General features: G+C 34.7%; 26 protein-coding genes, 2 tRNA genes and 1 other RNA gene. 18 read left to right on the top strand and 11 right to left on the bottom strand.

Going from position 1 to position 25,878, the window contains the following annotated elements:
• Positions 1-17: 17 nt before the first annotated feature.
• The 4 genes from argF (at position 18) to pckA (ending at position 3,925) form a co-directional block, all read left to right on the top strand.
• Complete coding sequence (gene argF, locus F1Z66_RS09900) at positions 18-980, top strand: ornithine carbamoyltransferase (RefSeq protein ID WP_149863453.1); 963 nt, start codon at positions 18-20, stop codon at positions 978-980.
• 50 nt (positions 981-1,030) lie between these two features.
• The gene (locus F1Z66_RS09895; RefSeq protein ID WP_149863452.1) at positions 1,031-1,339 is read left to right on the top strand and encodes a Rieske (2Fe-2S) protein; all 309 of its coding nucleotides are present in this window, start codon (positions 1,031-1,033) and stop codon (positions 1,337-1,339) included.
• A 155-nt stretch (positions 1,340-1,494) separates the two neighbouring features.
• The gene (locus tag F1Z66_RS09890; RefSeq protein ID WP_149863451.1) at positions 1,495-2,169 is read left to right on the top strand and encodes an SAM-dependent methyltransferase; all 675 of its coding nucleotides are present in this window, start codon (positions 1,495-1,497) and stop codon (positions 2,167-2,169) included.
• 193 nt (positions 2,170-2,362) lie between these two features.
• Positions 2,363-3,925 carry a phosphoenolpyruvate carboxykinase (ATP) gene (gene pckA / locus F1Z66_RS09885; RefSeq protein ID WP_149863450.1) on the top strand — a complete coding sequence of 521 codons (1,563 nt, stop codon included), beginning with the start codon at positions 2,363-2,365 and terminating at the stop codon, positions 3,923-3,925.
• 46 nt (positions 3,926-3,971) lie between these two features.
• On the opposite strand, the gene F1Z66_RS09880 is transcribed toward pckA, so the two are convergent.
• Positions 3,972-4,100: transfer RNA gene (locus F1Z66_RS09880), tRNA-Gln, on the bottom strand.
• Positions 4,101-4,192: 92 nt separating this feature from the next.
• Positions 4,193-4,540 (bottom strand): hypothetical protein, encoded by a 348-nt coding sequence (locus F1Z66_RS09875; RefSeq protein WP_149863449.1) that lies wholly within the window; start codon positions 4,538-4,540, stop codon positions 4,193-4,195.
• A 75-nt stretch (positions 4,541-4,615) separates the two neighbouring features.
• Here F1Z66_RS09875 and F1Z66_RS09870 point away from each other — a divergent pair, with 75 nt between their 5' ends.
• Complete coding sequence (locus F1Z66_RS09870) at positions 4,616-5,365, top strand: YkgJ family cysteine cluster protein (RefSeq protein WP_230207509.1); 750 nt, start codon at positions 4,616-4,618, stop codon at positions 5,363-5,365.
• A gap of 14 nt (positions 5,366-5,379) precedes the next feature.
• Here F1Z66_RS09870 and F1Z66_RS09865 read toward each other — a convergent pair whose 3' ends face one another.
• On the bottom strand, positions 5,380-6,003 hold the full coding sequence (locus F1Z66_RS09865) for a superoxide dismutase (protein ID WP_149863448.1): 624 nt from the start codon (positions 6,001-6,003) through the stop codon (positions 5,380-5,382).
• 138 nt (positions 6,004-6,141) lie between these two features.
• On the opposite strand from F1Z66_RS09865, the gene F1Z66_RS09860 reads away from it, so the two are divergent.
• Positions 6,142-6,573, top strand: a complete 432-nt coding sequence (locus F1Z66_RS09860) for a 50S ribosomal protein L32e (RefSeq protein WP_149863447.1) — start codon at positions 6,142-6,144, stop codon at positions 6,571-6,573.
• A gap of 12 nt (positions 6,574-6,585) precedes the next feature.
• Complete coding sequence (locus tag F1Z66_RS09855; protein ID WP_149863446.1) at positions 6,586-7,032, top strand: 50S ribosomal protein L19e; 447 nt, start codon at positions 6,586-6,588, stop codon at positions 7,030-7,032.
• Between the two features lie 21 nt (positions 7,033-7,053).
• On the opposite strand, the gene F1Z66_RS09850 is transcribed toward F1Z66_RS09855, so the two are convergent.
• Both F1Z66_RS09850 and F1Z66_RS09845 read right to left on the bottom strand, forming a co-directional pair.
• The gene (locus tag F1Z66_RS09850; protein ID WP_159357487.1) at positions 7,054-7,473 is read right to left on the bottom strand and encodes an NUDIX domain-containing protein; all 420 of its coding nucleotides are present in this window, start codon (positions 7,471-7,473) and stop codon (positions 7,054-7,056) included.
• Between the two features lie 163 nt (positions 7,474-7,636).
• A complete protein-coding gene (locus tag F1Z66_RS09845; protein ID WP_149863444.1) occupies positions 7,637-8,536 on the bottom strand; it encodes a D-aminoacyl-tRNA deacylase in 900 nt (299 codons plus the stop codon).
• 116 nt (positions 8,537-8,652) lie between these two features.
• On the opposite strand from F1Z66_RS09845, the gene F1Z66_RS09840 reads away from it, so the two are divergent.
• The 8 genes from F1Z66_RS09840 to F1Z66_RS09805 all read left to right on the top strand — a co-directional run bounded on the left by F1Z66_RS09840 (position 8,653) and on the right by F1Z66_RS09805 (position 16,001).
• Positions 8,653-9,399 (top strand): transcription elongation factor Spt5, encoded by a 747-nt coding sequence (locus F1Z66_RS09840; RefSeq protein WP_149863443.1) that lies wholly within the window; start codon positions 8,653-8,655, stop codon positions 9,397-9,399.
• Positions 9,400-9,440: 41 nt separating this feature from the next.
• Positions 9,441-9,923 carry a 50S ribosomal protein L11 gene (locus F1Z66_RS09835; RefSeq protein ID WP_149863442.1) on the top strand — a complete coding sequence of 161 codons (483 nt, stop codon included), beginning with the start codon at positions 9,441-9,443 and terminating at the stop codon, positions 9,921-9,923.
• Between the two features lie 88 nt (positions 9,924-10,011).
• The gene (thsB, locus tag F1Z66_RS09830; protein WP_149863441.1) at positions 10,012-11,673 is read left to right on the top strand and encodes a thermosome subunit beta; all 1,662 of its coding nucleotides are present in this window, start codon (positions 10,012-10,014) and stop codon (positions 11,671-11,673) included.
• Between the two features lie 93 nt (positions 11,674-11,766).
• An RNA gene (ffs, locus tag F1Z66_RS09825) (signal recognition particle sRNA) lies at positions 11,767-12,084 on the top strand.
• 92 nt (positions 12,085-12,176) lie between these two features.
• Positions 12,177-12,536 (top strand): hypothetical protein, encoded by a 360-nt coding sequence (locus F1Z66_RS09820; RefSeq protein ID WP_149863440.1) that lies wholly within the window; start codon positions 12,177-12,179, stop codon positions 12,534-12,536.
• A 334-nt stretch (positions 12,537-12,870) separates the two neighbouring features.
• Complete coding sequence (locus F1Z66_RS09815) at positions 12,871-13,620, top strand: vWA domain-containing protein (protein WP_201448583.1); 750 nt, start codon at positions 12,871-12,873, stop codon at positions 13,618-13,620.
• 20 nt (positions 13,621-13,640) lie between these two features.
• On the top strand, positions 13,641-15,062 hold the full coding sequence (locus tag F1Z66_RS09810; RefSeq protein ID WP_149863439.1) for a protein kinase domain-containing protein: 1,422 nt from the start codon (positions 13,641-13,643) through the stop codon (positions 15,060-15,062).
• A 15-nt stretch (positions 15,063-15,077) separates the two neighbouring features.
• Positions 15,078-16,001 (top strand): PP2C family serine/threonine-protein phosphatase, encoded by a 924-nt coding sequence (locus tag F1Z66_RS09805; protein WP_149863438.1) that lies wholly within the window; start codon positions 15,078-15,080, stop codon positions 15,999-16,001.
• An 87-nt stretch (positions 16,002-16,088) separates the two neighbouring features.
• Here the strand turns inward: F1Z66_RS09805 and F1Z66_RS09800 are convergent, their stop codons facing one another.
• The gene (locus tag F1Z66_RS09800; protein ID WP_149863437.1) at positions 16,089-17,318 is read right to left on the bottom strand and encodes a tetratricopeptide repeat protein; all 1,230 of its coding nucleotides are present in this window, start codon (positions 17,316-17,318) and stop codon (positions 16,089-16,091) included.
• A 522-nt stretch (positions 17,319-17,840) separates the two neighbouring features.
• Positions 17,841-19,103, bottom strand: a complete 1,263-nt coding sequence (locus F1Z66_RS09795; protein ID WP_149863436.1) for a Clp1/GlmU family protein — start codon at positions 19,101-19,103, stop codon at positions 17,841-17,843.
• Between the two features lie 230 nt (positions 19,104-19,333).
• On the opposite strand from F1Z66_RS09795, the gene F1Z66_RS09790 reads away from it, so the two are divergent.
• Complete coding sequence (locus F1Z66_RS09790) at positions 19,334-19,756, top strand: hypothetical protein (protein WP_149863435.1); 423 nt, start codon at positions 19,334-19,336, stop codon at positions 19,754-19,756.
• Positions 19,757-19,836: 80 nt separating this feature from the next.
• Here F1Z66_RS09790 and F1Z66_RS09785 read toward each other — a convergent pair whose 3' ends face one another.
• Positions 19,837-20,634 carry a DNA-methyltransferase gene (locus F1Z66_RS09785; RefSeq protein ID WP_149863434.1) on the bottom strand — a complete coding sequence of 266 codons (798 nt, stop codon included), beginning with the start codon at positions 20,632-20,634 and terminating at the stop codon, positions 19,837-19,839.
• 1,265 nt (positions 20,635-21,899) lie between these two features.
• A complete protein-coding gene (locus F1Z66_RS09780) occupies positions 21,900-23,660 on the bottom strand; it encodes an ATP-dependent DNA ligase (RefSeq protein WP_149863433.1) in 1,761 nt (586 codons plus the stop codon).
• 138 nt (positions 23,661-23,798) lie between these two features.
• Between F1Z66_RS09780 and F1Z66_RS09775 the strand changes: the two genes are divergently transcribed.
• Positions 23,799-24,257: a CBS domain-containing protein gene (locus F1Z66_RS09775; protein ID WP_149863432.1), complete on the top strand. Its 459-nt coding sequence runs from the start codon at positions 23,799-23,801 to the stop codon at positions 24,255-24,257.
• 340 nt (positions 24,258-24,597) lie between these two features.
• Positions 24,598-24,672 (top strand) — tRNA-Thr (locus F1Z66_RS09770).
• 485 nt (positions 24,673-25,157) lie between these two features.
• Here F1Z66_RS09770 and F1Z66_RS15520 read toward each other — a convergent pair.
• Entirely contained in the window at positions 25,158-25,310 is a 153-nt protein-coding gene (locus tag F1Z66_RS15520) for a hypothetical protein (RefSeq protein WP_154670538.1), read from the bottom strand.
• Between the two features lie 219 nt (positions 25,311-25,529).
• Positions 25,530-25,835: a hypothetical protein gene (locus F1Z66_RS09765; protein ID WP_149863431.1), complete on the bottom strand. Its 306-nt coding sequence runs from the start codon at positions 25,833-25,835 to the stop codon at positions 25,530-25,532.
• Between the last annotated feature and the right edge of the window lie 43 nt (positions 25,836-25,878).

Genomic DNA, 25,878 nt, shown 5'->3' with positions numbered 1-25,878 from the left:
GATTTTTTTTCACTTTTATATTGAAAAATGATATTCTTAGTCTCCGCAATCTTAGTGCTAAGCAGATTTTAAATATTTTGGATCTTGCCTCTAATTTAAAAGAACAATTGTTGACCTATGGTGCAAACGCCAAATATCTTGAGGGCAAAATTCTGGGAATGGTGTTCCAAAAGCCGTCGACTCGTACCAGGATTAGTTTTGAAACAGCGATGCTTCAATTGGGGGGAAATGCCATAAACCTTTCCTTTAATGACCTGCAATTATCGAGAGGAGAATCTATCGAAGATACAGCGAGGACTCTGTCTTTGTATTTAGACATATTAATGGCGAGAGTATATGATCATTCTGATATCGAAAAGTTATCAGAAAATGCAAAAATTCCAGTTATAAATGGACTTTCTGATCTTTTTCATCCTTGTCAAATTTTAGCTGACTTTCTCACTATTTTCGAATATAAAAGAAAATTCAAAGACCTTAGACTTGCGTTCATTGGAGATGGCAACAATGTATGTAACGATTTGTTACTCGGATGTCCGAAGATGGGCATGGATATTCGAGTTGCAACCCCTATTGGTTTTGAACCGCTTGACTGGGTTACCGAAATAGCGAGAGAGAATGCGATACTCCATAATACTGATTTGTTAATAACATCAGATCCTGTTGAAGCCATTACTGACGCCGACGTGGTGGTTACTGATACATACATATCAATAGGAAAGGAAAATGAGCATGATAGAAGGGAGAAAATATTTCTTCCCGCCTATCAAGTGAATTCTGACCTTGTACAGCATGCAAAAAAGGATTTCATATTCATGCATTGTCTGCCAGCCAAGAGGGAGAAAGAGGTATCTTCATCTATTATTGATGGCTTTCATTCGGTTGTCTGGAGCGAAGCTGAGAATAGACTTCATACACAAAAAGCGTTGTTGTTAATGTTGTTGAGACCTGAGTTTTACAACATATCTGGTTTATCGGATTAAATCCCATCGGATAGAATCTTTAAAATTATCTCTTTTTTTTATTTAGGCGTATGACAAAATTTCTTGTCGATAAGATCGAAAATTTTTCAGAAGGTCAAATGAAGAATGTCACTTTAGGAGGTAAAGAAATTCTAGTTGCAAAGATCGAAGGTCATTTTTACGCGATCAGTAATATCTGCTCACATGCTGGCGCCGAACTGCACGAGGGCACTCTAGAGGCAAACGAACTTACATGTCCATGGCATGGGGCAAAGTGGGATGTAAAAACTGGAGATTTGATATGGTTTCCGCAAAAGTTGAATAACCAAGATATCTACACAGTCTTAGTAGAAGATCAGAATGTGTATATCGAAATTTAGACAGAATTCGAGCAAACTTGAAGGTGATAAGGTCGTTGAATATATTTATACGTGAGAGGTAAGTCGGCCTGAACATAGACGAGTTTATTGCATCATTACCTTCTAATGTTATTGCTGGTGACAAAATCACAATTCCAGATGATTTTATAAGACGTATGTTCAGGTTATGCAACCTTAGTAGCTCCGACACCTTTTATCACTTGGGGGTGGGAAATAATATTTCGACTCTAAGGATAGCAGCGGAGGAATTTAAAGTAAAAAAAGCTATTGGGATAGATATTGATTCATCAGTTATAGGTTCAAATATTTCAAAGATTGAACCCCTTGGTAATGTTGATCTCATAGCTGAAAATATGTTTAAACAACCATTAAATGACGCTACTGTGGTTTTTTCCTGGTTTATTGATGAAAGAATAAACGAAATCTTGGTAGGCAAGTTTCAATCTGAATTGAAAAGCCAAGCCCAAATAATCTCTGTTTGGTCACCACCGGGCTTATTTCTGCCCGATAAAGTTGATTTTCCAATTACTATTTGCAAAAAACCGTTCCGATTAGGTAAATCTATCAAGGATCAATTAGAAGTGATTTATTCAAGTGATTGCATTGACTTTACCGCATCTTGGAATTTGGCAGATAAGTATATTAAAGCATTTGGCAATGTTGACAAGAGTTATTATAGGTTCCTTAACATCCTTCATAGCCTTATAATCTGGTTCAATGCTCGTGAAATTGGAATCGCTTGTGAAGATGAAGTTCCTCCGCCAGTCAAGAGTTATGTTGGGATCCTCAGATACTTTTTTAACATTGATATGAGCGAATTTATAAAATAACAAGAAGACATTGACCTGAATATTGATCGAATAACTTAATCTTATTAAATTTTTAATATTTGTATTTTTGAAATAAAATAAATTATAAAATTATTCTTGAGAAAATTTTTTTTTTTGAATATACTGACTATATCTTTAGGAAGAATTTACCCCAAAGATTATAACTATTGTTATTATGAAGCAAATTTAGAAGATGGACTTTACAATTAATGAGGGGCGAAGAAATTTAACGGTGCCTCTATTAGTTGAAGCGGCAGTACTGGGTTATGAGGGAAAATTGTCAACTACTGGATCTCTCTCTGTCAGGACCGGAAAATTTACTGGAAGGTCTCCTGAAGACAAATTTATCGTAAGGGATGACCTGACATCAGGTACCGTGGACTGGGGCAAAATAAATCATGAATTATCTGAAGATAATTTTGAGAAAATTTATTCTCGCATGGCTCAGTATATTGAAAATAACAACCTAAAGGATAAATTATATACATTTGATGGGTTTGTAGGTGCTGATAGAACATCCAGATTGCCAATAAGAGTAATTACTGACAAAGCCTGGCATTGCCTTTTTTCAACTCAGATATTTATTAATGCTAGCCGAGAGGAACTATCAAATTTTAAGCCTGAATTTACTTTGTTATCAATTAATGATTTTGCTTCTATTCCAGAGCTTGAAGGTACAAATTCTGACACATTTATTATTCTTAGTTTTAAGAAAAAATTAATACTTATGGGTTCAACTTCGTATGCAGGTGAAATTAAAAAATCAATGTTTTCTGTAATGAATTTCATTTTGCCTAAAAAAAGGATCTTTCCAATGCATTGTTCGGTCAATCTGGGTGATGATAATAAATCTGCATTGTTTTTTGGTTTATCTGGTACAGGTAAAACAACCCTTTCAGCAGATGAAAATCGCAGACTGGTAGGTGATGACGAGCACGGTTGGTCGGATGTTGGAGTTTTTAATTTTGAGGGTGGTTGCTATGCAAAATGTATAAACTTGAACAAGGAAAAAGAACCTCAGATCTGGAATGCGATAAAATTTGGATCGGTAATGGAAAATGTAGTTGTAGATCCCCTGTCTAGAGATCCTGATTTTTCTGATGGCAATTTGACTGAAAATACAAGGGTTGTATACCCACTTAACTTTATCCCAAATGCTGTAATCCCGAGTATTTGCGGACATCCGTCTGTAATTATTTTTTTGACTGCAGATGCCTTTGGTGTCTTACCTCCTGTTTCAAAATTGAGTAAAGAGGGTGCTATGTATCACTTTATGTCTGGATACACTAGTAAATTAGCTGGGACAGAGAGGGGTATTACTGAACCAAAAGAAACATTCTCCCAGTGTTTCGGAGCCCCATTCATGCCATTAAGAGCGTCAGAGTATGCCAAACTGTTGGGGGAAAAAATAACAGAACATAATGTAAGTGTATACTTGATAAATACTGGCTGGTCCGGTGGACCTTATGGAATAGGAAAGAGAATTGACTTGAAATATACTCGTACCATGGTGTCCGCGGCAATCAAAGGGGATTTAGAAAATGTAGAATATGAGACTCACGAAATATTTAATCTCAATTATCCTAAATCATGTAAAGATATTCCTTCGACATTGTTAAACCCAAAAAACACTTGGCATGATAAGGACCAGTATGATTTCTCTGCAAAAAGACTGGCAAAGTTATTTATAAAGAATTTCAAAAAATTTGAACCGGTATCAGAAGAAATTCGAAAAGCTGGTCCAGTAGAGTATTAGTCAATTATAAAAAGTGAATGAAATACGATGAATATTTTAAAAAAAGTAGCCCGGAGCAGATTCGAACTGCTGTCTCCAGGTTTCTTTTCTATAAGATCCAGAGCCTGAAATCCTTAGCCTCCTTTTAGGAGTTGACCGCTAGATTCGGCACCAATTGATTTGGTTCGACCGGGCTTCACGAGCTACAATAATCGGAGAGAATGTCCAATATTTTATTTTATCTCTGATCAATAGGAAATGTGTTAGGAAATCATAATCATGAGTAATTTACTTTTTTGTATTGATCTCTCTGATGACTGTTCCATAATCTAATTGAACCTTTTTTCTCATATAGGGAATTAACTTGTAATGTATGGAGTAGATATTTTTTTCTCTAACTACTATACCTTTGACTAATAAGGAAACAAATCCACCTGCAATTTTAGATGGGATTATCTCTTTCTCTTGACAAACTTTATCTCTTTTTTTATGATACTCGTGCAATGTAAAATAATTTCGATTTACCTCGAGGATTAGTGGCCAAATAACAAATTCCCACACCAGTCGACGATTTTCTGTAGATGAGGCGTGCTTTCCTTTTTTTTTCTCCTTCTGTTTGTAGTTCTCTAAAGTCATTTTCTCAATTTTTGAATGTATATGCTCTGATTTGATAACACAGTCACATTTAAACATCCGGGTTTATAATTCTACATGATGACCTCAATTGAAAACCAAAATGAGAAATTCAACGAGGTCTATTCGGCTTTAGATAATTTATCTAAAAGTTGGAAAATAGATCCAATCATAAGGGATATACACCTAGGTAGACGCCATGACTTGCAAGATTTTACTATTAAGATAAACCAAGTAACATTTCACATCCCTTATCTATCTGAAATCTCAAAATATATGATATGGGATTGTCTCTGGCCGGAGTGTCATAATTGCTGTAACAGGCAAGGACGACTCCCTCTAACTACCTCGGATATTAGTGAAATTTCCGAAAATTTGGGCTACATCCATAGATCAGAGTTTCTAAGAAATGAAACATATGTCGCGACTTGGGAAAATTATTCTGCCGACGAAGAGGCTGGGATTCCATTAATTACCACTTTGAGTATGATAAACTTAAAACGGAAACCTACTGAAACAGAAACAGAAAATGGAAAACCTTTGCCCTGTCGATTTTTGGATGATGCGGGAGCATGTACTCTTCATCCTTCGAAGCCAGGCGTATGTTATCTTTATCCTTTCTATTCTTGGAGTGAAAACTATAAGAACCGAATATCAATTCATGCCTCTTTTCAGCTAACTGGAGATTGCCCTGGATATTTGTTAACTGATAGTGTGGACGACATGATGCATGGATTAGAAAAATATTCAAAAATTATTTATGATTATACCATGAAAATGAATTCTACCATCCGACAGGGTTTTGCAAGAGTCGATTTTTCAAATTAAAAAATTGGAAGTTGCTAATTACTTGCTTCTTCAAACCGTTGATTGACATCTTTCCAGTTGATGAGATTCCACCATGCATTTACATAGTCTGGTCTTTTATTTTGGTATTTTAGATAATATGCATGTTCCCATACGTCGCAACCTAATAAGGGGACCAACCCCTCAGTCCTTGGACTTGTTTGATTCGGCATTGCCCTGTAATCAACTTTATTTGAGGAAGGATCAAATACCAACCAACCCCATCCACTACCCTGAATGGCTACTGTACTTGTTGTAAATTTGTCTTTGAACGCCGCAAAATTACCAAAAGTATTATTTATTGCTTCTGCGACCTTTCCAGTCGCTTCTCCTCCTCCATTCGGTGTTAAATTACTCCAGAAGATCCTGTGATTATCAAATCCGCCTCCATTAAAATTAATTGCTCCTCTAATATCCGCTGGTATGGTACTTAAGTTCTTTAGTATGTCTGTAATATCCATATTCTGAACTTCTTCTGAGCATTTTTCAAGAGCTGCATTTAAGTTGTTAGTGTATGTTTGATGATGTTTAGTATAGTGTATTTCCATTGTTTTTGCATCAATATTTGGTTCCAATGCATCAAATTCATAAGGAAGCTGAGGTAGTTCATATTTTTTCATTAAATTATTCTTCTAGATAAAACCTTTTATCCTTTTCCATATAATCCTCATTCTGATTAAGATTTGAATAGTTGTGTCGGAACTAATTAAGAGACGTAAGAAACATATTTATTTATTCTAAATCGAATTAACGATATTATGGTAATCAATAGTGATCTCCTTGAACAGCGTAAAAGGGTATCGGATCGGAGACCTAAATTTAAAAGACAGGAAAGCTGGAGATATAAAAGGCTAGCTACTAACTGGAGAAAGCCTAAGGGTATTGACAACAAGATGAGGCGACAAATGTCAGGGGTGCCGCCATTGGTAAAGATTGGTTATGGTGGACCACGAATGTCAAGGGGTTTACATCCATCTGGTTATACTGATAATCTCGTTCATAATGTAGCTGAGTTATCATTTTTTAACAAGGATAAAGATGCAGTTAGAATTGCACATACTGTTGGAACCAAAAAAAGATTGGATATTATTTCAAAGGCAGAATCAATGGGACTTAAGATACTCAATGGCAAGAAAACTGAACAAAAACCCTCGGATCCTGACAAAGGTAAATCCAAAGAGGAACAATAAATAGGGATAAAATTGGTAGTAAATATTCATAAGAAACGGGAATTGGCTTCAAGGATTCTAGGTGTAGGAGTGAATCGTGTTAGGTTTGAACCCGACAAATTAGATGATGTTGCTGATTCAATTACCCGAGAAAATATCCGATCCTTGATAAATAATGGATCTATCTGGACGGCAAAAGTAAAGGGTACATCAAGAGGTCGCGCAAGGGCCAGATTGGAAACTAAAAGAAAACATGGTACTGGGCCCGGATCCAAAAAAGGTAAAAAAACTGCTAGAGTTGGTAAGAAAGAGGTATATGTAATTAAGGTGCGTTCAATGCGCAAACATTTGAGGATTCTAAAAGAGCGCAAGGACATAACCAATGAGCAATTCTGGGCTCTATATAAGAAGGTTAATGGTGCACAAGTTAGATCACTATCTCATTTGAGAGAATTGGTCAAGATAGTCAAGACTCATTAATCCAAATTTTTTTATTTGTTTTTATTTAAAACAGCAGTTAATTAGTTCATCTAGTTTTGGAACTAGATCATATAACTTGATGTCGAAAATATCTATCCATCTAAATTCTACATGTTCCCAATTTAATGTAATACTGCTTACCTTCGATGAGAAGCAAAATGGTTGAATTACAAAAGTAACTTTACCTTCGTATTCAACTTGAATTGGGTAGAGAATTTTTTGCAAAATTACTTGTTCAAATCCAATTCCCGTTTCTTCTATTATTTCTGTCAAAGCGCGTGTTAATGGATCTTCATAAGACTCTAAATATCCACTAATACATCCCCATTTATTTTGCATTGACTTTGTTTTTGAGCTTCTTTTAAGAATCAATATTTTTGATTGATGTCGTAATATCGCCGTTACCACAAGTTTTAGACTCGTCGTGTTTTCAATAGACATTAATGACTCCTCTCCCATAAACCCGCTCATCCATCAAGTTATATTCGGTATTTGTATTTTTTTGGTGTTATGAACCTTAATATTGAATTCGCTCTGGAACTGAATTAATTATTAGTTCTTATTACCATAGATTGGCCTTAAATTTTATAACCTGTACAATTGATTAAACCAAATTTATTTCAAGATCTAATGATTCAGCGATCTTTGAAAGTCTTTGTCGTTCGGATCCAATAGTCTTTTTATCAATAAATAGTTCTGTTACAGGTTCAACTGACCTCGATTTCATCATTTGTAGCATTTTCGAATCAATATTATCTAAGTTATACTTACTGGCAATTGAAGCAAATGCGATATCGTCTCTAAGGATCATATCATTAAATTTTTGTGGATAATGATTTCCACCCAATCCAATAGCAATCTTTGAAGCAGACAGTGGTTTATCATTAACAAATTCTGTAATAGTACTAAGCAGGGAGTTACAAACAATGGAAGCCAAAAATTGGTTATTCCACTCTAACTCTGAAGAACCGATTTCTATGAATATTATTGGATTTTGCGATGTAGTTGGTCCGTGGTGCGAAGCTTCTATTGTTATCTTGTATTCATCTAATTTTTGCATATTTAGATAAAGCTGTTTCATGTAGACTTTTTGAAATGAAGGATATGCGATTCCAATTTCATTAGGATTACCTCCGAATAGTGTATTATTGCCAAAATTACCCGTGAAATGAGAGGTAAGTGCAGGAATTTTTTTCTTAGACGAATGTTTTGATAAAAAGATTAGAATGCTTTTGTCTGGCATAATTGAGTCTAGATAAGGTAGGTCCACCAAATTGTGCCTAAAAATCAGTAAATTGATATTATTATTTTTGGTAGATTGATAAATTTTGACCCCAGACAAAAGCTTATTTTTTATGAGGTTTTGAAATTGAAGGTCTTTATTCCTTATTGCTTTAGTGAGTGGGAAGTCTTGAAGGACAAATAACTCATTTTCTAATAAATAATTTGCCATTGAAGTACTTGCCTGATCCTGTGTAGATGCAATAATAACGGGTTTGTACAATGTGAACCTACTAGACCGTATTAATTTAATCTTTGTTGTCCACTAGAAACGAGGTTCCTAATTTGCCATTATAAATTTATAAATTCCGAACCTGATACATTTAGTGAATTCATTAAATGCCTAAAGACCTCCGATATGATGATGATGAAATTGACTTTGATGCCTATGATAGGGATGCCGAAGACAGCGACTTCAACAATAATGCAGATGTTGGAACTAAACCCATAAAAGACTCTAATACTTTAGGGATTGAACATTCAAAAAAAAACCTACCTAAAAAAAATACTGAAAAATATAAATCAACTTCAAATCAAAAGCGGACGGATTCCAATAATCAAAATGATGTATTTAATGAAATCCTTAGTGGAGAGGATCAGGATGAAACGGTTTCCGATTTGGGTGCTGCAGTTTTAGATGATGATGACTCAAAATTCTTTGTTGTAAGAGTTGCTGGAGGACAAGAAAACATGATTGCATCCATGCTACAAACGCGTTTAAATACTAAGAAAATTGATGGAATTTATTCTGTGCTTTTTTTGGATAGCTTTAAAGGTTATGTAATTGTTGAGGCAATTGACTCAAATATTGCCTACGAGGCTCTTCATGGAATTAGGCATATTAGGGGGCAGATCAGAGGTGAATTACCGTTCAAAGACCTTGAGGGATATTTGATCAAAAAGCCTGTAGTGACTGAGTTGATAATTGATGATACTGTTGAAATTATTGCTGGACCTTTCAAATCTATGAAGGCTAAAATTACTAGAGTTGACTATGAAAAGCAAGAAGCTACTGTAGTTTTACTTGATTCTCCCTATCAGATTCCAGTAACTGTAGATGCTAACTATTTGAAAAAATCTTTATAGAATTATAAATGGTTTAATCAAACTATCAGTTGTAATTATTTATGGGCGAAAAAAAGGTTGTAAACGCATTAGTTAGTGGAGGGGAGGCAAATGCCGGACCTCCATTGGGACCAGCACTAGGACCACTTGGTATCAATATTTTGCAAGTTGTAAATGCGATTAATGAAAAGACAAAGGATTTTCCCGGGATGAAAGTACCTGTAAAAGTTGAAGTTGATGCAGAAACTAAACAATTTGTTGTTGAAGTTGGGATACCCCCTACGGCCGCATTGATTTTCAAAGAAGCTGGGATAAACAAGGGGTCAGGAACCGCGGGGACAGATTTTGTAGGCAACATTACTATGGAAAGCATAGTGAAAATCTCAAAAATGAAATTGGATGTCTCATACGCACAGACGATCAAATCATCGGCCAAAGAAATAGTAGGTACATGCCTTAGCCTTGGTATCAAAGTTGAAGACAAAGTGGCACATGAGGTTTACAGAGATATCTCGGAAGGTAAATATGATTCGATTTTGTCTTGATATTTTTTGTTTTTCCATTTTAATAAGTAAGTTTAAAATATCCCAATAACTGCATGTTAAGTTATAATTTTAGGTGAATGATGAAAGTATGTCAATTCAAACAGGTTCAGCAGGCGGAATGCCGGTTTTAATTTTGAAAGAAGGCGCAAGTGAAACTAAAGGTAAGGAAGCTCAGAAAAACAACATAAATGCTGCAAAAACGGTGGCCGAAATTGTCAGGACAAGTTTGGGCCCTAGAGGTATGGATAAAATGCTTGTCGATTCGTTGGGTGATGTTACTATTACGAATGATGGTGCAACAATTCTCAAAGAAATAGATGTTCAGCATCCTGCTGCAAAGATGATGGTGGAAATTAGCAAAGCGACAGATAATGAGGTTGGTGATGGTACCACATCGGTAGTAGTTTTAGCAGGATCGCTCATAGAAAAGGCTGAAGAATTAATCACAAAAAATGTTCATCCTACTGTAATCGTAGACGGTTATAGGAAATGTGCTGTAAAAGCAATTGAACTCTTGAATAATATTGCAATTAAGGTAACAAACAATGAAAAAGAACAACTCGTAAAGATTGCAAAAACATCGATGCAGACTAAATTAGTTTCAAAGGAGTCTGACGATCTGGCCAGTATAGTGGTGATGGCATCTCAACAGGTTGCTGAAACAAGAAATGGTACAACAAAAGTCGATTTAGATGATATAAAAGTTGAAAAGAAATCTGGTGGTTCTATAAAAGATACTAAATTAATAAAAGGAATTGTACTAGACAAAGAGGTGGTCCATGGAGGCATGCCCAAAAGGGTGGAAAAAGCAAAAATTGCATTAATCAATTCTGCATTAGAAATTGAAAAGACGGAATTTGATGCAAAGTTAAATATTACTTCTCCAGAGCAAATGAAAAGATTCTTGGATGAAGAGAATACTATGCTAAAATCCATGGTAGATAAGGTTACCGGAACAGGGGCTAATGTTGTTATATGTCAAAAGGGACTTGACGACATCGCACAACACTACTTAGCAAAAGCCAATGTGTTAACTGTCAGACGAGTCAAAGAAAGTGACATGACTAAATTATCTAGAGCTACTGGTGCAAGGATAATCAACAATTTGGATGATTTGACATCAAAGGATTTAGGATCTGCAGATCTCGTAGAAGAACGAAAAGTAGAGACAGATAAATGGGTTTTTGTAGAAGGCTGCAAAAATCCCAAATCAGTCACAGTACTAATTCGAGGTGGATCACAACGAGTAGTCGATGAAGCCGAACGTTCTGTTCACGATGCTTTGATGGTAACTAAGGATGTTCTCGAAAAACCATTCATCGTTGCAGGTGGTGGTTCGCCCGAAGCATACGTCTCTGGCAAATTACGAGAATGGACAAATACTCTTACGGGAAGGGAACAATTAGCAGCAGAAAAATTTGCAGAGGCATTAGAAGTAATACCTTTGACATTAGCAGAAAATGCTGGTATGAATCAGATAGATACCTTAGCTGATTTACGTTCAAAACAAAATAAAGGGTCAAAATGGGCTGGAATTGATGCTCGAAGTTCTCGCATTGCAGATATGGCAAAATTAGACATTCTGGAACCTCTGTCTGTCAAAGAACAAATCATAAAATCATCGACTGAGGTTGCATCAATGCTCCTGAGAATTGATGATGTTATCGCATCTAGCAAGTCTGGTGGTGGAGGTGGAATGCCTCCAGGTGGTGGAGGTGGAATGCCTCCGGGTATGGATGGCATGATGTAGCAGATACATCCAATAATTTTCTTTAATTTGAAAGTAATTTTTCTAATTCTTTTACATCCAATAACATTATATTTGATTTCTGAATAAAAGTGGATGGGGTAGGTAGGATCGGGGTGCTAGCCGTACCCCATATCGAAAATCGGCTTTATGTCGAGATCAGTAACCGTTAGGTAAATTCGTGAATGGGAGAATACCCGCTCATTCGACTAGTATGAAATCATGCCGTATCGGATGGCTATGAGCAGCAACTTACACGAAGGTGTAAAATTGACTGCGAATTGTTGAAATGGGTGAGGTCCGGGAGGGAGCAACCCTAAGGCATCGCAGCCGTGCTGTTACGTCTACGTGGTGGATTTGGAAGAATTTGAAATGGGGCCTTCTATGCATGTTGGTACTAATGGGCTACCCCATCTTTTAACTATTCTTTGTTATGCTAGTTTGCTATATGACTTTTATTGTAAGTTGTTAAATTTTATAATTTCGATTAATAGAATGTTTAAATTATGACAGGCCGGTGTATAGATAATCCTTGTGATGAATTCGACGATGTAAAAACCTCAAATTCTGCTGAACTTGGTATGCCAATTAATGAACATGAAAGTTATCCTAAGGGAGCACCTGTTGAAAGTGAGATAACTCGCTTTATTCGATCTTCTGTGGAGAGATCACAAAAATATGAACCCGATCAAACAACGTCAACTATAAAACAAGTTATTGATATTTCAAATGACGCTTTTTCAGAGATTCCTATTTTGATAAATTATGCAGATCATTTTATCAAAAAAGCTATTTCTTTAGGAAAAGAAGGCATCCAGACTATTACCGAATTAAAAAACAGCTTTAGTATGACAAAAAGAGATTAATACTTTATTCGGCTAAATATTCAAATTTTCTTTTGAATTAATTCAGTATCTGGTAATTCTGCTAGATGGGAATCAGCAATAGATTTTGTTGTCTGCATTGCTTGTTTCCTAAAATTATAACTATAGTGATAAAAGTTGCCCAATTAAACCCTCTGTATCAAATGATTGGTCACACGTTGTTTCATCGCCGACCGTGTCTACTTTACTTTTTTACTTTACTCTACTTGTCTTAATCCTAGATTGAAATGTACTTTGTCACCTTTCCAATTTATTTTCTGCTTTGGTCAATTTTTCATGAAACTTAATTCTAGATAGAATTCACAATAATAAACCTATGAAACTTTTTGGTGAAATTGTTATTAATTTTGGATACCTTGTTTTCATGACTTTAATGACTCTTCCAGGCGGAGAAATTTCAAAAAGAGAGTTACATTTTATTTGGATTGTAGACTGTTCTGGATCCATGAGGGATGAAGGAAAGATTCAATCTTTAAATTATGCAATAAGAGAAGCTATTCCTCACATGCAGAGGGAAGCTGAAAATAATATCCAGGCAAATTTGCTGATAAGTGCCTTGAAATTTTCAACTGGTGCACAATGGATTATCCCACCAACCAGTGTAACTAATTTTAGGTGGATAGATTTGCAGGCCAAAGGTGAAACAGACATGGGCCAAGCTATGATCTTGTTATCAGAAGTATTGCATATACCTCCAATGACAGACCGAGGCTTACCACCTGTATTGGTATTGCTGTCTGATGGTCAGCCGACGGATAATTATGATGATGGACTAAATAAATTATTAAAAGAGCCCTGGGGAAGGAAAGCAATCAGAGTCTCAATAGCAATTGGAGAAGATGCTAATTTGGATGTTCTTCAAAAGTTCATTGGTTATGATGATCGAAAACCATTACTTGCACGAAATCCTGAGATGCTCTCAAACTATATCAGATGGGTCTCTACAGTAGTACAGTCAGCATCTGCTAGACCAAAAAGTCAGAATAGAGAATTAGATGACCAAAAGGCTAACATTGCTATCCCGAAGCCGCCCGAATTATTCTCAAATACTACTGATGTTTGGTAACATATGAGAGGGAAATTGTGATGACTAATGCCTCTGAATATCATCCTGGAGATTCAGTTTATATCAGGGATCTTGATATGGTTTGCAATATCGAAAAAGAGTTAGGATCGGGTACTCAGGGTAAAGTTTACTCCTTGATTTGTCCAGATAATTCTGACCTAGTACTTAAATGGTATTTTACAAATATGGCAACTGATGAACAGTTTGAGATTCTAAAATTCTTGACCACCAATCCATCCCCAAGTGAAAAATTCCTTTGGCCCCTCGCAATAGTTGAAGATTACAGTAAAAGTGGATTTGGCTACGTTATGTCTAGAAAGGATAATCGATTCAAGAGTTTTAGTTTATGGCTTTCCAGGAAGGTCGAACCTACTTTCAAAGTATTGTTGACTTCATGCTTTGAGATATGTCAAAATTTTCATATCTTGCATTCTAAAGGCTTGTGTTACCAGGATTTGTCCTTAAATAATTTATATTTCGATCCTGCAAATGGTGACATTAGAATAGGGGATACTGATAATATTGTGGTTAATGGATCTAATAAGGGAAACGTAATTGGCACTCCAAAATTTATGGCACCTGAAGTAATAACTGGAAATACATTGCCAAATACTCAAACAGATCTTTACTCCCTCGCCGTTCTTTTGTTTTACATATTGTTTTTAAATCATCCTCTTGAAGGTAAAAAGGAAACAGAGATCAAAAGTCTCGATCTTCCCTCGATGGAGCATTTGTATGGAGTCAATCCTATATTCATTTTCGATCCTGAAGATAAATCTAATTATCCTGATCCTATTTATCATCACAATGCCCTAATCTTTTGGGATATATATCCAAAAGTATTTAAAAATCTATTTATCCGATCATTTACTGAAGGCATCCGGGATCCTCTTCATGGTAGAGTTAGAGAAACGGAATGGAAAATCGCATTGTCAGAGTTGAGGGACTCTATTTTCCATTGTTACAAATGTGGTTCCGAAAATTTTCTTCAATTTAGAACAATTTGTGAAAGAAATGATAAAGTAGTATCTGATATCATGGACAACACAAGTACCATTATCAATACCAGATCTGAAAAAGTGGTACGTGCAAAGGATACTAGCTTTGTGGTTTGTTGGAATCCAAAATGTAGAAATTCCAATATTCATGTAATGTTTCTTCTAATTGAGGGGAGATTAATGGTAACTTTGAATCATGACACAAAATTGTATTCTCATCATATTAATCCTGACAATAGATATGATTTTAACAGTCCAATTGCAGAGGTAACAAGACACCCTAAAGACAAAAATGTTTGGGGACTAAGAAATCTTTCTCAAAATACTTGGGAAGTATTTAAACCTGATACTGGTACTGTTAAAGTGTATCCTCAACAAAATTTGCTTTTAACTACAAATACCGAGATTAACTTTGGATTTTCACGTGGTAAGATTTGTTACTAAGTTTTTATACTCGCGATGATCGGTTCATCGAACTCAGGTTTATCTCAATATAAGCCTCAGTCATTGTATGACTGGATTGTATCTGGAGCTACCGTTAAAGGACTTGCCCACATATATTCTGAACGTCCAAATCAGGATTCAATTAGGTGGTTAAACGAGCCCTTCAACGAAGTTAAAATATTGTCAATTGCAGATGGGCATGGGAGTGCAAAACATTTCAGAAGTAAGATAGGATCTCAAGCTGCGACTAAGGTTTCTGTTAAGGTTTTTAATAACTTGTTTCGAACAATTGATTTGACTCAAACGAGCATAACACAATTAAGAGATATTATAAGGTATACAATTCCAAGACATATTGTAAGAAATTGGAATGAAATGGTAACAAGTCATTTGATTAAAAATCCTATATCTGATATCGAACTCATAAAGGAACTTGGTGAATGCCGCGAAGAGATTTCGAGTATGATCGCCATAAATCCCCTAATGATATATGGGTCGACATCAATTACAATCGTGGTGACAAATAATTTCATCTTTTGCCTTCAAATTGGGGACGGGGATATCGTTATAGTTGATAAGGAGCGTAACCTTGTCAGGCCTTTTGCATCTAATAGTCTATCAACCAATAAACCTAGTATATCCTCAATGGATGAAACCAATTCTTTATGCATGAATAATAGCTGGAATAATTATGATGTTAAAATATATTCCACAGAGGAACTACAACCAAGATTAGTTTTGGCATCAACTGATGGATATTCCAATTCGTTTAGGAATTTGAATGGTTTTCTAAAGATTGGAACCGATTACCTTGACTTACTGGATAATAGAGGTCCAGTTTACCTGAAAAAAAAATTATCCCAAATACTGAGGAAAACATCAGACGAGGGAAGTGGGGATGATATCACATTAGGTTTTTTTTATCGAAAAATTCCTTGAATAAGTTTAATGACGAATTTATTTATGAATGTGCGTAATATAACACCATTTCACTTCATTTTCTTCTTTAACAACATACCTTTGATACTAATCAAATGTGGTTTTCATAGCCTTTGATAGTTCCGATTTAAAATTATCTACCGTTTTACTGGTAAAATCAATCTCTGTATTCTTACTTTGGGTATTATTACCTGTTACTCCAATCTTCGACTCTTTGTCTCCATTTGAAGGATCTGGTTGAACTTCTTTTGTGTTAAGTGGGATGTTTTTGATCTCATTTGCAATATTATCTGTAAATATAGAAATGGATTGTTTATCGATTGGATTATTAAGTACATCTGAATGCTGTATTTCTGTGCTGTCGGTACTATCTAAATTATTGTTCGACTCTAAATTCTGATCACCCAAAAGAAATTGCTTATTGATGTTGGGAAGTTCCAAGACAACATATGCCAAGACTCCGGTAAATAAGAGTCCTGATGTCAAAATAATTCCTATTAAGTATAAATTAGGTGATCTCCTTCTGACTTCTTTGGATCGGACCAATTTGGATGATATTTGACCATTTTGGGTTCTTTGTGAAGTTTCCATGGCGTATTTTTTTCTACGTAAAATATTCGGGTCCTCATGATTTAGCATAAGCGCTCTGTCATAACATTCTATTGCCTCTGCAAACCTGCCTTGGTTGTGCAATGACAATCCTTTGTTAGATAACAAATTATGATCTTGGGGGTTTAGCATAAGCGCTCTGTCATAACATTCTATTGCCTCTGCAAACCTGCCTTGGTTGTGCATTTTGTTACCCAATTCAAATAATGAATCCGATGTATCATAATCAAAAGGAGAATTAAAACCTTCTTCTATTACTTCCTCCTTAATTTGTGCAGAAGTTCGAGATGAATTTGATAATATAGGTATGCTGTTTATTTCTGCTCTTGAATTATCTTGCCCCCATTCCCGAATGAATCTCTCAAATTCTCTTTCTGTTAATTTTTTCAATCCCATGGCCCAAACAATGGTTGTCCAAGCAGCTGATTTTTCTTCCATTGAATATGTTAAACTCAAATAAGATATGGTATCTTTAAGGATAGGGCCCGGGTATTTGGAGTTCGATATTTTGTCAAGTCTCTCGTTTATCTTTGCTTTTACGGCCGTGACTATAAGGAATATTTCTTTCTTATATTTCGCACCATAAATGTCTTTTAAAAATCCCTCGAGTCGTAAAGGATCCTGTTTGATGTATTGATTTATACCTGGATATCCATTTAAAACATTGGCTATTTCAAAAATTGGTGGATATTCATGAAAATAATTCATTTAAATTTCCCCTATGTTTATAACTTGTCCATTTCAAAAATTTAGACAATTAATCGATAAACGATAAGATAAGCAACGAACGTATTGAAGAATAAATCTCGATAAGAATACATTTTTCATGAAATAGATTTTACGTATTGCCTATTAACCATTTAATTTAATTTTAATCCTCGGAATTCATTAAACTTTTTTAAAGTAGAATTTTAGGAACATAATTCTGAAATAGACAAGGCCAGATTTTCATAATTGTTTTTGGTTGTATTAACTATTGTTTTATTATTGAAATTATTCTTAATCTGTCTTAAATTTGGGGTAATATTGATCAAAGCATTTGTTACATACTATGCCCTTATATTTGAGATACTTTGGATTTTTATCTACTTTAGTAATTTCGTTACTCAAAATAATTTTACATATGATACAGGTTGATTTTGGATTTGCTTGTTCAGTCATGTTAACCTAATCTATTTTTGAACAGTGATGTTGATATTTGTATATAATGCCTTTGAATAATTTCTACTACTAATACAAAAGACGTTCTTTCATCCCTTTCAAAATTATATTGCTTAGATAAATGCAATCAAAATTCCGCGAGGTACAATACAGATGAAATCTTTTGTTTTCTAGAACGTTGATAATACCAAAGCCATTTATGAGTCCGTTGCTGCTTGATTTCCCCAATCCTACGAATTGACCATCCTTTAAATTATTTATCATAACTTTCAATTTAATGTAATTCTGACAATTGCGTAGGTTTAGTTGCATATTTCGCATATTTGTCTGACCAAGTTTATTAATATGATTTTTTTCCATAATTTGCGACCTTGTCAATTCGCTCATATCCAAATTTAATTTGTAAATTTTGCATTTCTTAAAAAATCTATAATAAGTGTCTAGCCGTATTAAGTACCTTTCGTGTTTTGATCTCTTGACAAGAGCCGAAGGGTTCTTGCATGTTAACCATGATGGGGTGTAATTTCTCTGAACTTTAGTCATTGCTTTTAGCCTCTCTTTTGTTGCGTCATTTCCCATATAGATGATGAGATCCGGATGTAATGTTTGAGCAAGCTTGAATTTATAGGATACTCCTTTCCCTGTAACAAACCCATCTGTATTTATGATGCATTTGTCAAAATCTCTGGATTTCTTTAACAATTTGTGGATTGAAGTGATTATGCTAATAAAGTGTCCTGAAGGTTGAGTATCCCCAACGAAGCAAATTCGTTCTGATTCAATAAGTGAGATATCGTATGTCTGTTTATTGATAATACTTGATCCAATACAAGTAGGTGGTGCAAGGTCTCCTTGACCAATGTCACCATCAATTAGTAGGGTGCGTAGTCCTAATTTAATGAACTTGTTAACTAGGAACAACGAAAATGATGATTTTCCCGAATTAGATGAACCCAATATAAGTATTACATCTCCTTTTTGGTACATAATGTCGCTGAATATAGGATCCCAAATTCTAGTTCCCAACCGTAAACTGCTGTACCTTAAGTTATGCGTTGCAAAGATCGAAGTTGTTTTTCCTATAAACCTAATTTCAGTTGAATCTTCAAATTCAATGGGGAGAACCTTATGCTGATCCCATCGTATCTTCTGATTTTTATAATATGCTCCAATAATATTGATCCTGCCTACAATATCTATCACTATTGGACCTTTGACCATTATTACCTTCATTATTATACTAATATCTATGTGATCAATATGATTATTCCAAGTGATTTCGTGGCTATCACAATAATTTTGAGCTGATTGAGAGCGACTTGTACTCGACAAGGAGAAGAGTGATCATTGTTTGATTGCAATTAAAAAAAAGGATACTATCATATTTTTTAAGAACAATGTGTCATCCTCTTGGAGTTGTCTCTTAAATCAAAGACAGGTCTGCTTGAAAAAGCAGCAACTTGTAATAGTCTTAAAGGGCTGTTTAAGATGAAAATATGATTGAAATATTTTTTATGATTTGCATCTTTAATAATTAAATAACCAATCTGTAAAGATACTTTATGGGAAGCACAAGAAAAATTACATCTGAAATACTAGCGGCATTTGCGCTTGCTTTACTACTGATATATATTATAGACGTTGGTGTTTCAATGATTAATGAATCTAGCGGATTTATACCATTATCAGCAAAAGATAGAGGAATAATATTTGGTGGTGGCTCAATATTGTTATTTATTATCTCGTTCGGTATCGGGATAAATGTTGTTTCAAAGTTGCTTACCGTATTGCTCATAGTAGGTGGAGCAATTATGGGGACAACTGTGCTTTTATCATCACTATTCTTAACGCCTTCAGATCAATCTCAAATGTCTGGCCCTAGCGAGAGTCAAAACCAAATTTTGGCACCACAGTCGCTTGGGATAATAGTAATTGGGTATGTGATTATGGGTATGGGTATTTTGAGAGTCCTCAAGTACAAATAGGGATTCACAACTGGCTTGTTGAATCCGAGGTTCATTTTATTGTGGAACCTCAAAATTAGATTCCAACAAATTTTGAATTTTTATTTACTATCTTTTTGTAATTTCTTTAAAATCATTTCATTTGCATATTCGATGTAATCTTTATCAATTTCTGTTCCGATATAATTTATACCCAGTTCTAAACATGCTAGTGCAGTGTTTCCAATTCCCATGAAAGGGTCGTAAACTAAGAAATTCTTTTTATGGTAACCGTGTAGACTTATGCATAATCTGGGAAGTTTTTCTGGAAAAGTAGCTGGATGTGGCCTACTCTGTTGAATTGTAGGATAAGAAATGAACCATACATTTCCTCTATCTCTCTTATCCATAGTAACGGATTTCCACCTATTGATATTAGTTTTGTCTTGATAGGGGACACCAATAGAAAGTTTGTCTAATAATTTGTCACCTGATTTAGTAAAATGAAATATATACTCATGTAAGTTTGTCAGGAACCTATTGCTATTTATGGGTCTGAAATGACCTACAGAAATACCATCACTACAACTACTATTACGGATTCCAACATCTTCTTTTTCAATGGAAACCGATTTGATCCAATGGATTGTATTCTGAAGGACAAAGCCTGCCAAAATGAATTTGCCAGCGACTTGAAAAGGTAAAAGTGGATCTGACGTAATGGATCCTACATTGAGAAAGAATGATCCATCAATTTTTAGTATTGCAAAGCTTTTTTTTGCAACTTGAAAAAGCCAATCAAGATAATCATTTCTATCCTTATTGTCGTTATAGGTATGATATTTTTTTCCAATATTGTATGGAGGAGAGGTAACTATTACATCTACTATAGTATCATAATCTTTTTTCAAGTTATCCATAAAATAGTTACAATCCTCACAGTAGATCTGATTGAATTTAATCACTTAAAGCCTTTAACAAGTAGACAAATTAAAATTTTGTTGTATATGTGAGAAGTTATTAATTATATATCATTCTTGTATTCATTTTACGTCTTTAATTTTACCGATTTCAGTTGATTAATGGAATACTCTGGTTGGTAACATTAATACGATCAATATCCATTTCCGATTTGATTTGATCCTAGAGAACTTTGCTAGAATTGATCTTAAAAATTTAGTAAAAACGGTCAAGATCTATAGTCTTAATCACCTGGATAAAGTTATAAATCGGTTATATGATTCGATCCTTTTGGAAAATAATATAAGAACAACTGCCAATTAGTCTAAATCAAATATTTATTCGTTCAGATAGTGGTTTTTTTTATAAATCATTCAATCTATATCCATATGAATAAATCTCTATAGATTTATGTCTCAATCGACCGGGGTAAAGTCGATAAGAGTCAGATTCTTTATACCAACTATTGGTAATTCCTGCTAGTGTTCTTTCTATTATTAAAAATAATGTAAGAATAATCTAACCAAAGGATTTAAAAATTCTAAATTACAACATTCGTTTAGGATAATTATTTAATTTGATGAACTATCATACAATTTTGATGTTTCGTAATCCTTGATTTTTAGACTCATGGGGTATATTTCTCCAATAATGAAGTCGCATTTATTACTTATTTATTACTGCTTGTTTACGAAAAAATAAACCTATGCTTGATCGGAACTAAATAAAAGTTGTCATAAATGATCTTGCAGAGGTATATTTTATATTAATTCCAAAAATGGTCTAATAATGACATTTAGTACACTTTCAACTCTTGACTGTTAACTGTTTGAAATCTCTCCTACTCCAAAAATGGTCTATGTTAGTGAAAGTTTCAATAAGTATCAGACCCTATAACCATTCAGAATATTATTACAAATGACATCAGATATATCACCAAATCAAACCTAAATCATCTATAATTTTGAGGGAATTGTATCAGAAACCATCTTATTTGACCGTATAAATAATGGAGAAGAGCATACCTAATGAATAGGTGATTTCTATTTTCTTAAAAAAACAAAATTTAGGATAAAATACCCATAAATGTATCCATAGTTGTTCCACTACTGATGAAATTGACTCTTGAACTCAAAGTTGATGAATTATTTCAATGGCGCTCCATAGCTGTGACTCCAGCGATGATGGTAAAATAAATATTTGTGATTTTCGGTATCTGATCTAATCAATTTGATTTTTGCTTAAATTGATTTCGATATAGTTCCAAGACTTCATCTATAGTGGTACTGTCCTCTGGAAGTTTATCTTCTCTTATCTTCCCTGAGAATTTAGGAAATCTAAGCGCTAGTCCATTACCTAGATTTACGGCATCTCTTGCTGCGGTATATATCGGACTAAGTGTAATCTCAGGAGAAATAATTTCTAAAACAACTCTTGGTTCAAACCATACATCCATCATTAAAGAACCCGCTTCAACTCTTGGACTCTTTCCTTGTAGCACTAACTTGCTCAGCCTGTCGGATAACAATGAAAGAATTTCATCTGTGAAGCCAGTACCAACTTTTCCTATAGTGTAAAAAGTGTCATTAACTCTATCATAAGCGCCTAATAGGAGGGCTCCGTACTTTCCCACCCTTCTACCTTTTCCATGAAGTGCACCAAGCACCACCAAATCCATCGAGTCTATGACCTTTCCAGAGTATTCTTTTTTGAGTTTAATCCAAGCCCAACCTCTTGCTCCTGCTCTGTATTCTGTTTTGGGATTTTTTAACATCAAGCCTTCACACCCATTTTCTAATGCTTTGGTCATAAAAGCATCAATGTCTTTTGTACATGAGACCTGAGTTTGTTCAATTAATTTAATTCTGTCACTCCGATTGTCTTTCAGAGCGAATTTCAAAAGCCGTCTTCTCTCTAAAAAAGGTAGATTAGTAGTATCGTTACCATCAATAAAGAGAATGTCAAATAAATTCAGCATCACTGGAAAAGCCTTAACTGCTTCTTGAATTTTGTATTTTCTCCTCCTTCGCATTAAATTTTGAAAGGGTAGATATCTTAGATTGTTAGGATTAATGGCTACAATCTCCCCCTCAGCTATCATTTCCTTAGGAGAAAGTAGTTTAATCATGTTGATTATGTCTGGAAAATTTGAAGATACATTCTCCAAACTTCTAGTAAACAATTCTATTTTCTCACCCTGTTTGTGAATCTGAATTCGCTCACCATCAATTTTGAATTCCGCTAGTCCAAAACCATCAAGCTTTTTCAAAGCTTCTGGAGAATCGACAGCACGCTCAGCCAGCATTGGTCTAACAGGTGTGAAAAGGGATATTGAAATTGACTGTACTTCCGAAAGAGACCCATTAGCAAGTGTAGCGGCTATTTTCCCTAAATCACTGGAGACGTTATATGCCCGTTCCAATATTACTCTATTTTTCTTATCCTTTGTGAATGCTAATGTTAATGCATCCAACAATGTAAAATTAGCTATTCCTAGCCTTAAATTGCCTAGAATTAACTTGACTATGAACTTTGATTCTAATCTGGAGGAACTGTTAATTAAGCTATTAACAAGTCTTATTTTAATATCCAAAGATCCGACTCCTGATGTATGGGCTATCTTTAACAATGTAGAAAAGACTTTGTCTACAGTTAGTACCTGAGCAAATAATGTAGATTGAGTTCTTTCTGTGAGGAATTTGTAGGCTACTTCACCTAAGTCACCTATTGAGTTATATTCTTTGATTATTTTGTCTACAGGAATTCGACTTGAGTGAGATAAAGTTTTGATCACAATTTTATCTGCAATTCCAAGTTCACTGGACTCGTGATCTGGTCCTAATTTCCCCAGGATTAGATATACTACCTTGTCTATTATCTCAGCTGGTGTAGTGGTAAATAGCTCCACCAAGTGATATGTAAGTTCAATTCTACTGCGGGTTTTTTCCATTTTTTCGAAGGTCTGTGCGAGCTCTATGAATAGCATTAAATTATGTCTAAAATTCTAAATATTTAATTTATGTACCTTTGTTTTTTTATTTGCTTACTCTACCCAACAAACCAATATAGTGGTTTGGACGAATTCATAATTTTATATAAAGTATTAATTGATTATTCTCTCTAGATGAGCGCAGTAAGCGAAATAATGTCTTATCGTGAACCAGTTACGGTGTCTGCGTATGCAAATAAAACTGCATACGATGTCGCATCCATTTTGACTAAAAATAAGATTGGTTCTGTGATAGTGATCGACCGGGATAAGGTTCCAATAGGCATTATAACCGAGCGAGACCTTGTAAAGAGGGTTTGCCTTGAAAAACTCAATCCAAGTAAGGTGTTAGTAGAAGAACTTATGTCGTCTCCTCTTATCACAATCATGACTTTTGACTCAGTTGATACCGCAACTAGGATTATGCTTTCAAATAAAATAAAGCGGTTGCCGGTGTTAGAATCTGACAATCGGTTAATGGGAATAATTAGCGTAACTGACATAACCAGAAAATTATCAAAAATCCTTATGGATGATCATAATAGGTTCAGATCATTGAGGAAAGTAATGGAAATGAATGATATTTATCATTAATTTGTGGATAGCGCTAAGCTAGTAATTTAATTAAATTTGAGAAACTTGAGTAAGAACGTTAAACCAAATATAACATATATATTTCGTCTTTCAAGAGAAGTCAATTTTCATTTACGTTTTATGCACCTCATCTTATAGCAAAAATATGAGGTAACCATTTATAATATGATTATTTTTATCAAAGGGTATTTTTTCCCAAGAGTTTATATCTGTATATTTCACTACCTCTATGATGGAATTTTTTTCCTAATATTCCTGAATTGTGCTTGAAATTTTAGTGATTTTTGTACACATAAAAAGAAATGGTTAAATTATGTCTGCATTTTTTTTAATATGACATGCCTTGGTAGCTCAGCCTGGCCAGAGCGTTGCCTTGGTAAGGCAAAGGTCGCGGGTTCAATTCCCGCCCAAGGCTTTTTTGTTTGGTTATAAGAAAGCCACTTTGTATTCCTTGATGATTCCGCTAATAGAGACCCGATCTTTCCAAAATCGGCAAGTATCTTACCAAATTTAGTAAGAAGTGTACTCCTCAGTCAAATTTATTGGGTTAGTGTTGAACTATATCTTGAGAAAAACTTTAATAAGCATACTTCAAAGGCGCGCTTCTCTTATTCCAAGAACTATTATGAAATTCTTGGTTTGATAGGGTAAAAAATGGTATGTGATGGCATTAAAAGGGATATATACCTTTGGCTAATCTTCATGAGTAAAAAAAATCTAGTTTGATTTATAATTGGCTATTTCAAATAGTCTCGAAAATTATACTTCAGTTAATGGAGTGTCTTGAAATTAGTCGTTTGTTCCACCACTGTCATCCACTCCGCCAGAGCCGGAGTCGCCACGGTATACATCGGTATTTCATGAGCTACCTTTGCCACCGTCTCCCCCATTACCGCCAGACTATTTGTTGAACTTATCGGGCTTCCCCGTGGGTGCATCGGCCTTCTGGTCAAACAAAGATGAGATTGCTGTAATGCCTATTATAATAAGAATTGACAGGACTACTCTCGTCACTGCTATTGAAATTTGTTTTTTTTGGTTAGTATTTTCCATAACTATTCGACCCAAACAATAACAAAATATGAATGTTTTTTGAGTTTAGAAAGGTTTTTTGAAATATTTGATTATTATTCTTAATGTAACTAATAGGTATAGATTTTTTTGCTTTAAATCTTTGGTTTATTTACCATATTAATCTTAAGCACTAGATATTAGGCCGTTATTTGAACGAAAGATTACAGGAATAATACTGAGAACTTTTTATCCCGGATTTTACTTGTATTTCCCGTGAGTCATTTTGACATTTTTAAGAATCTCGGAATATAAAACGGGTGAAATTTTTGTTGGTGATTTGATAAATGTTTTGGCGACGGTAATTGTGTGTTTAAGCAAATTTTGATAGTTGTTTAAAGTATGGTCTTGTTGTATACTTAGGGATGATATCGTTGTGTCAAAATTTCTTGAAGGGTGGATGAGAGCCAGGCGTCCCCTTTTCCTACACACACCGATTAATTGTTTTTTATCTATCTTCTCTAGTATTCTTACATTTTGCTGAGGGAAGTGGTACGATTGTATCACTAACAAATCCTTATGCAATATTATCTAAAAACAGATCCGCTGA

This window comes from Candidatus Nitrosocosmicus agrestis (assembly GCF_008389435.1).
Classification (GTDB): domain Archaea; phylum Thermoproteota; class Nitrososphaeria; order Nitrososphaerales; family Nitrososphaeraceae; genus Nitrosocosmicus; species Nitrosocosmicus agrestis.
Note: the sequence above shows the minus strand (reverse complement) of the source record. Positions and strands in the feature narration are given on the sequence as shown.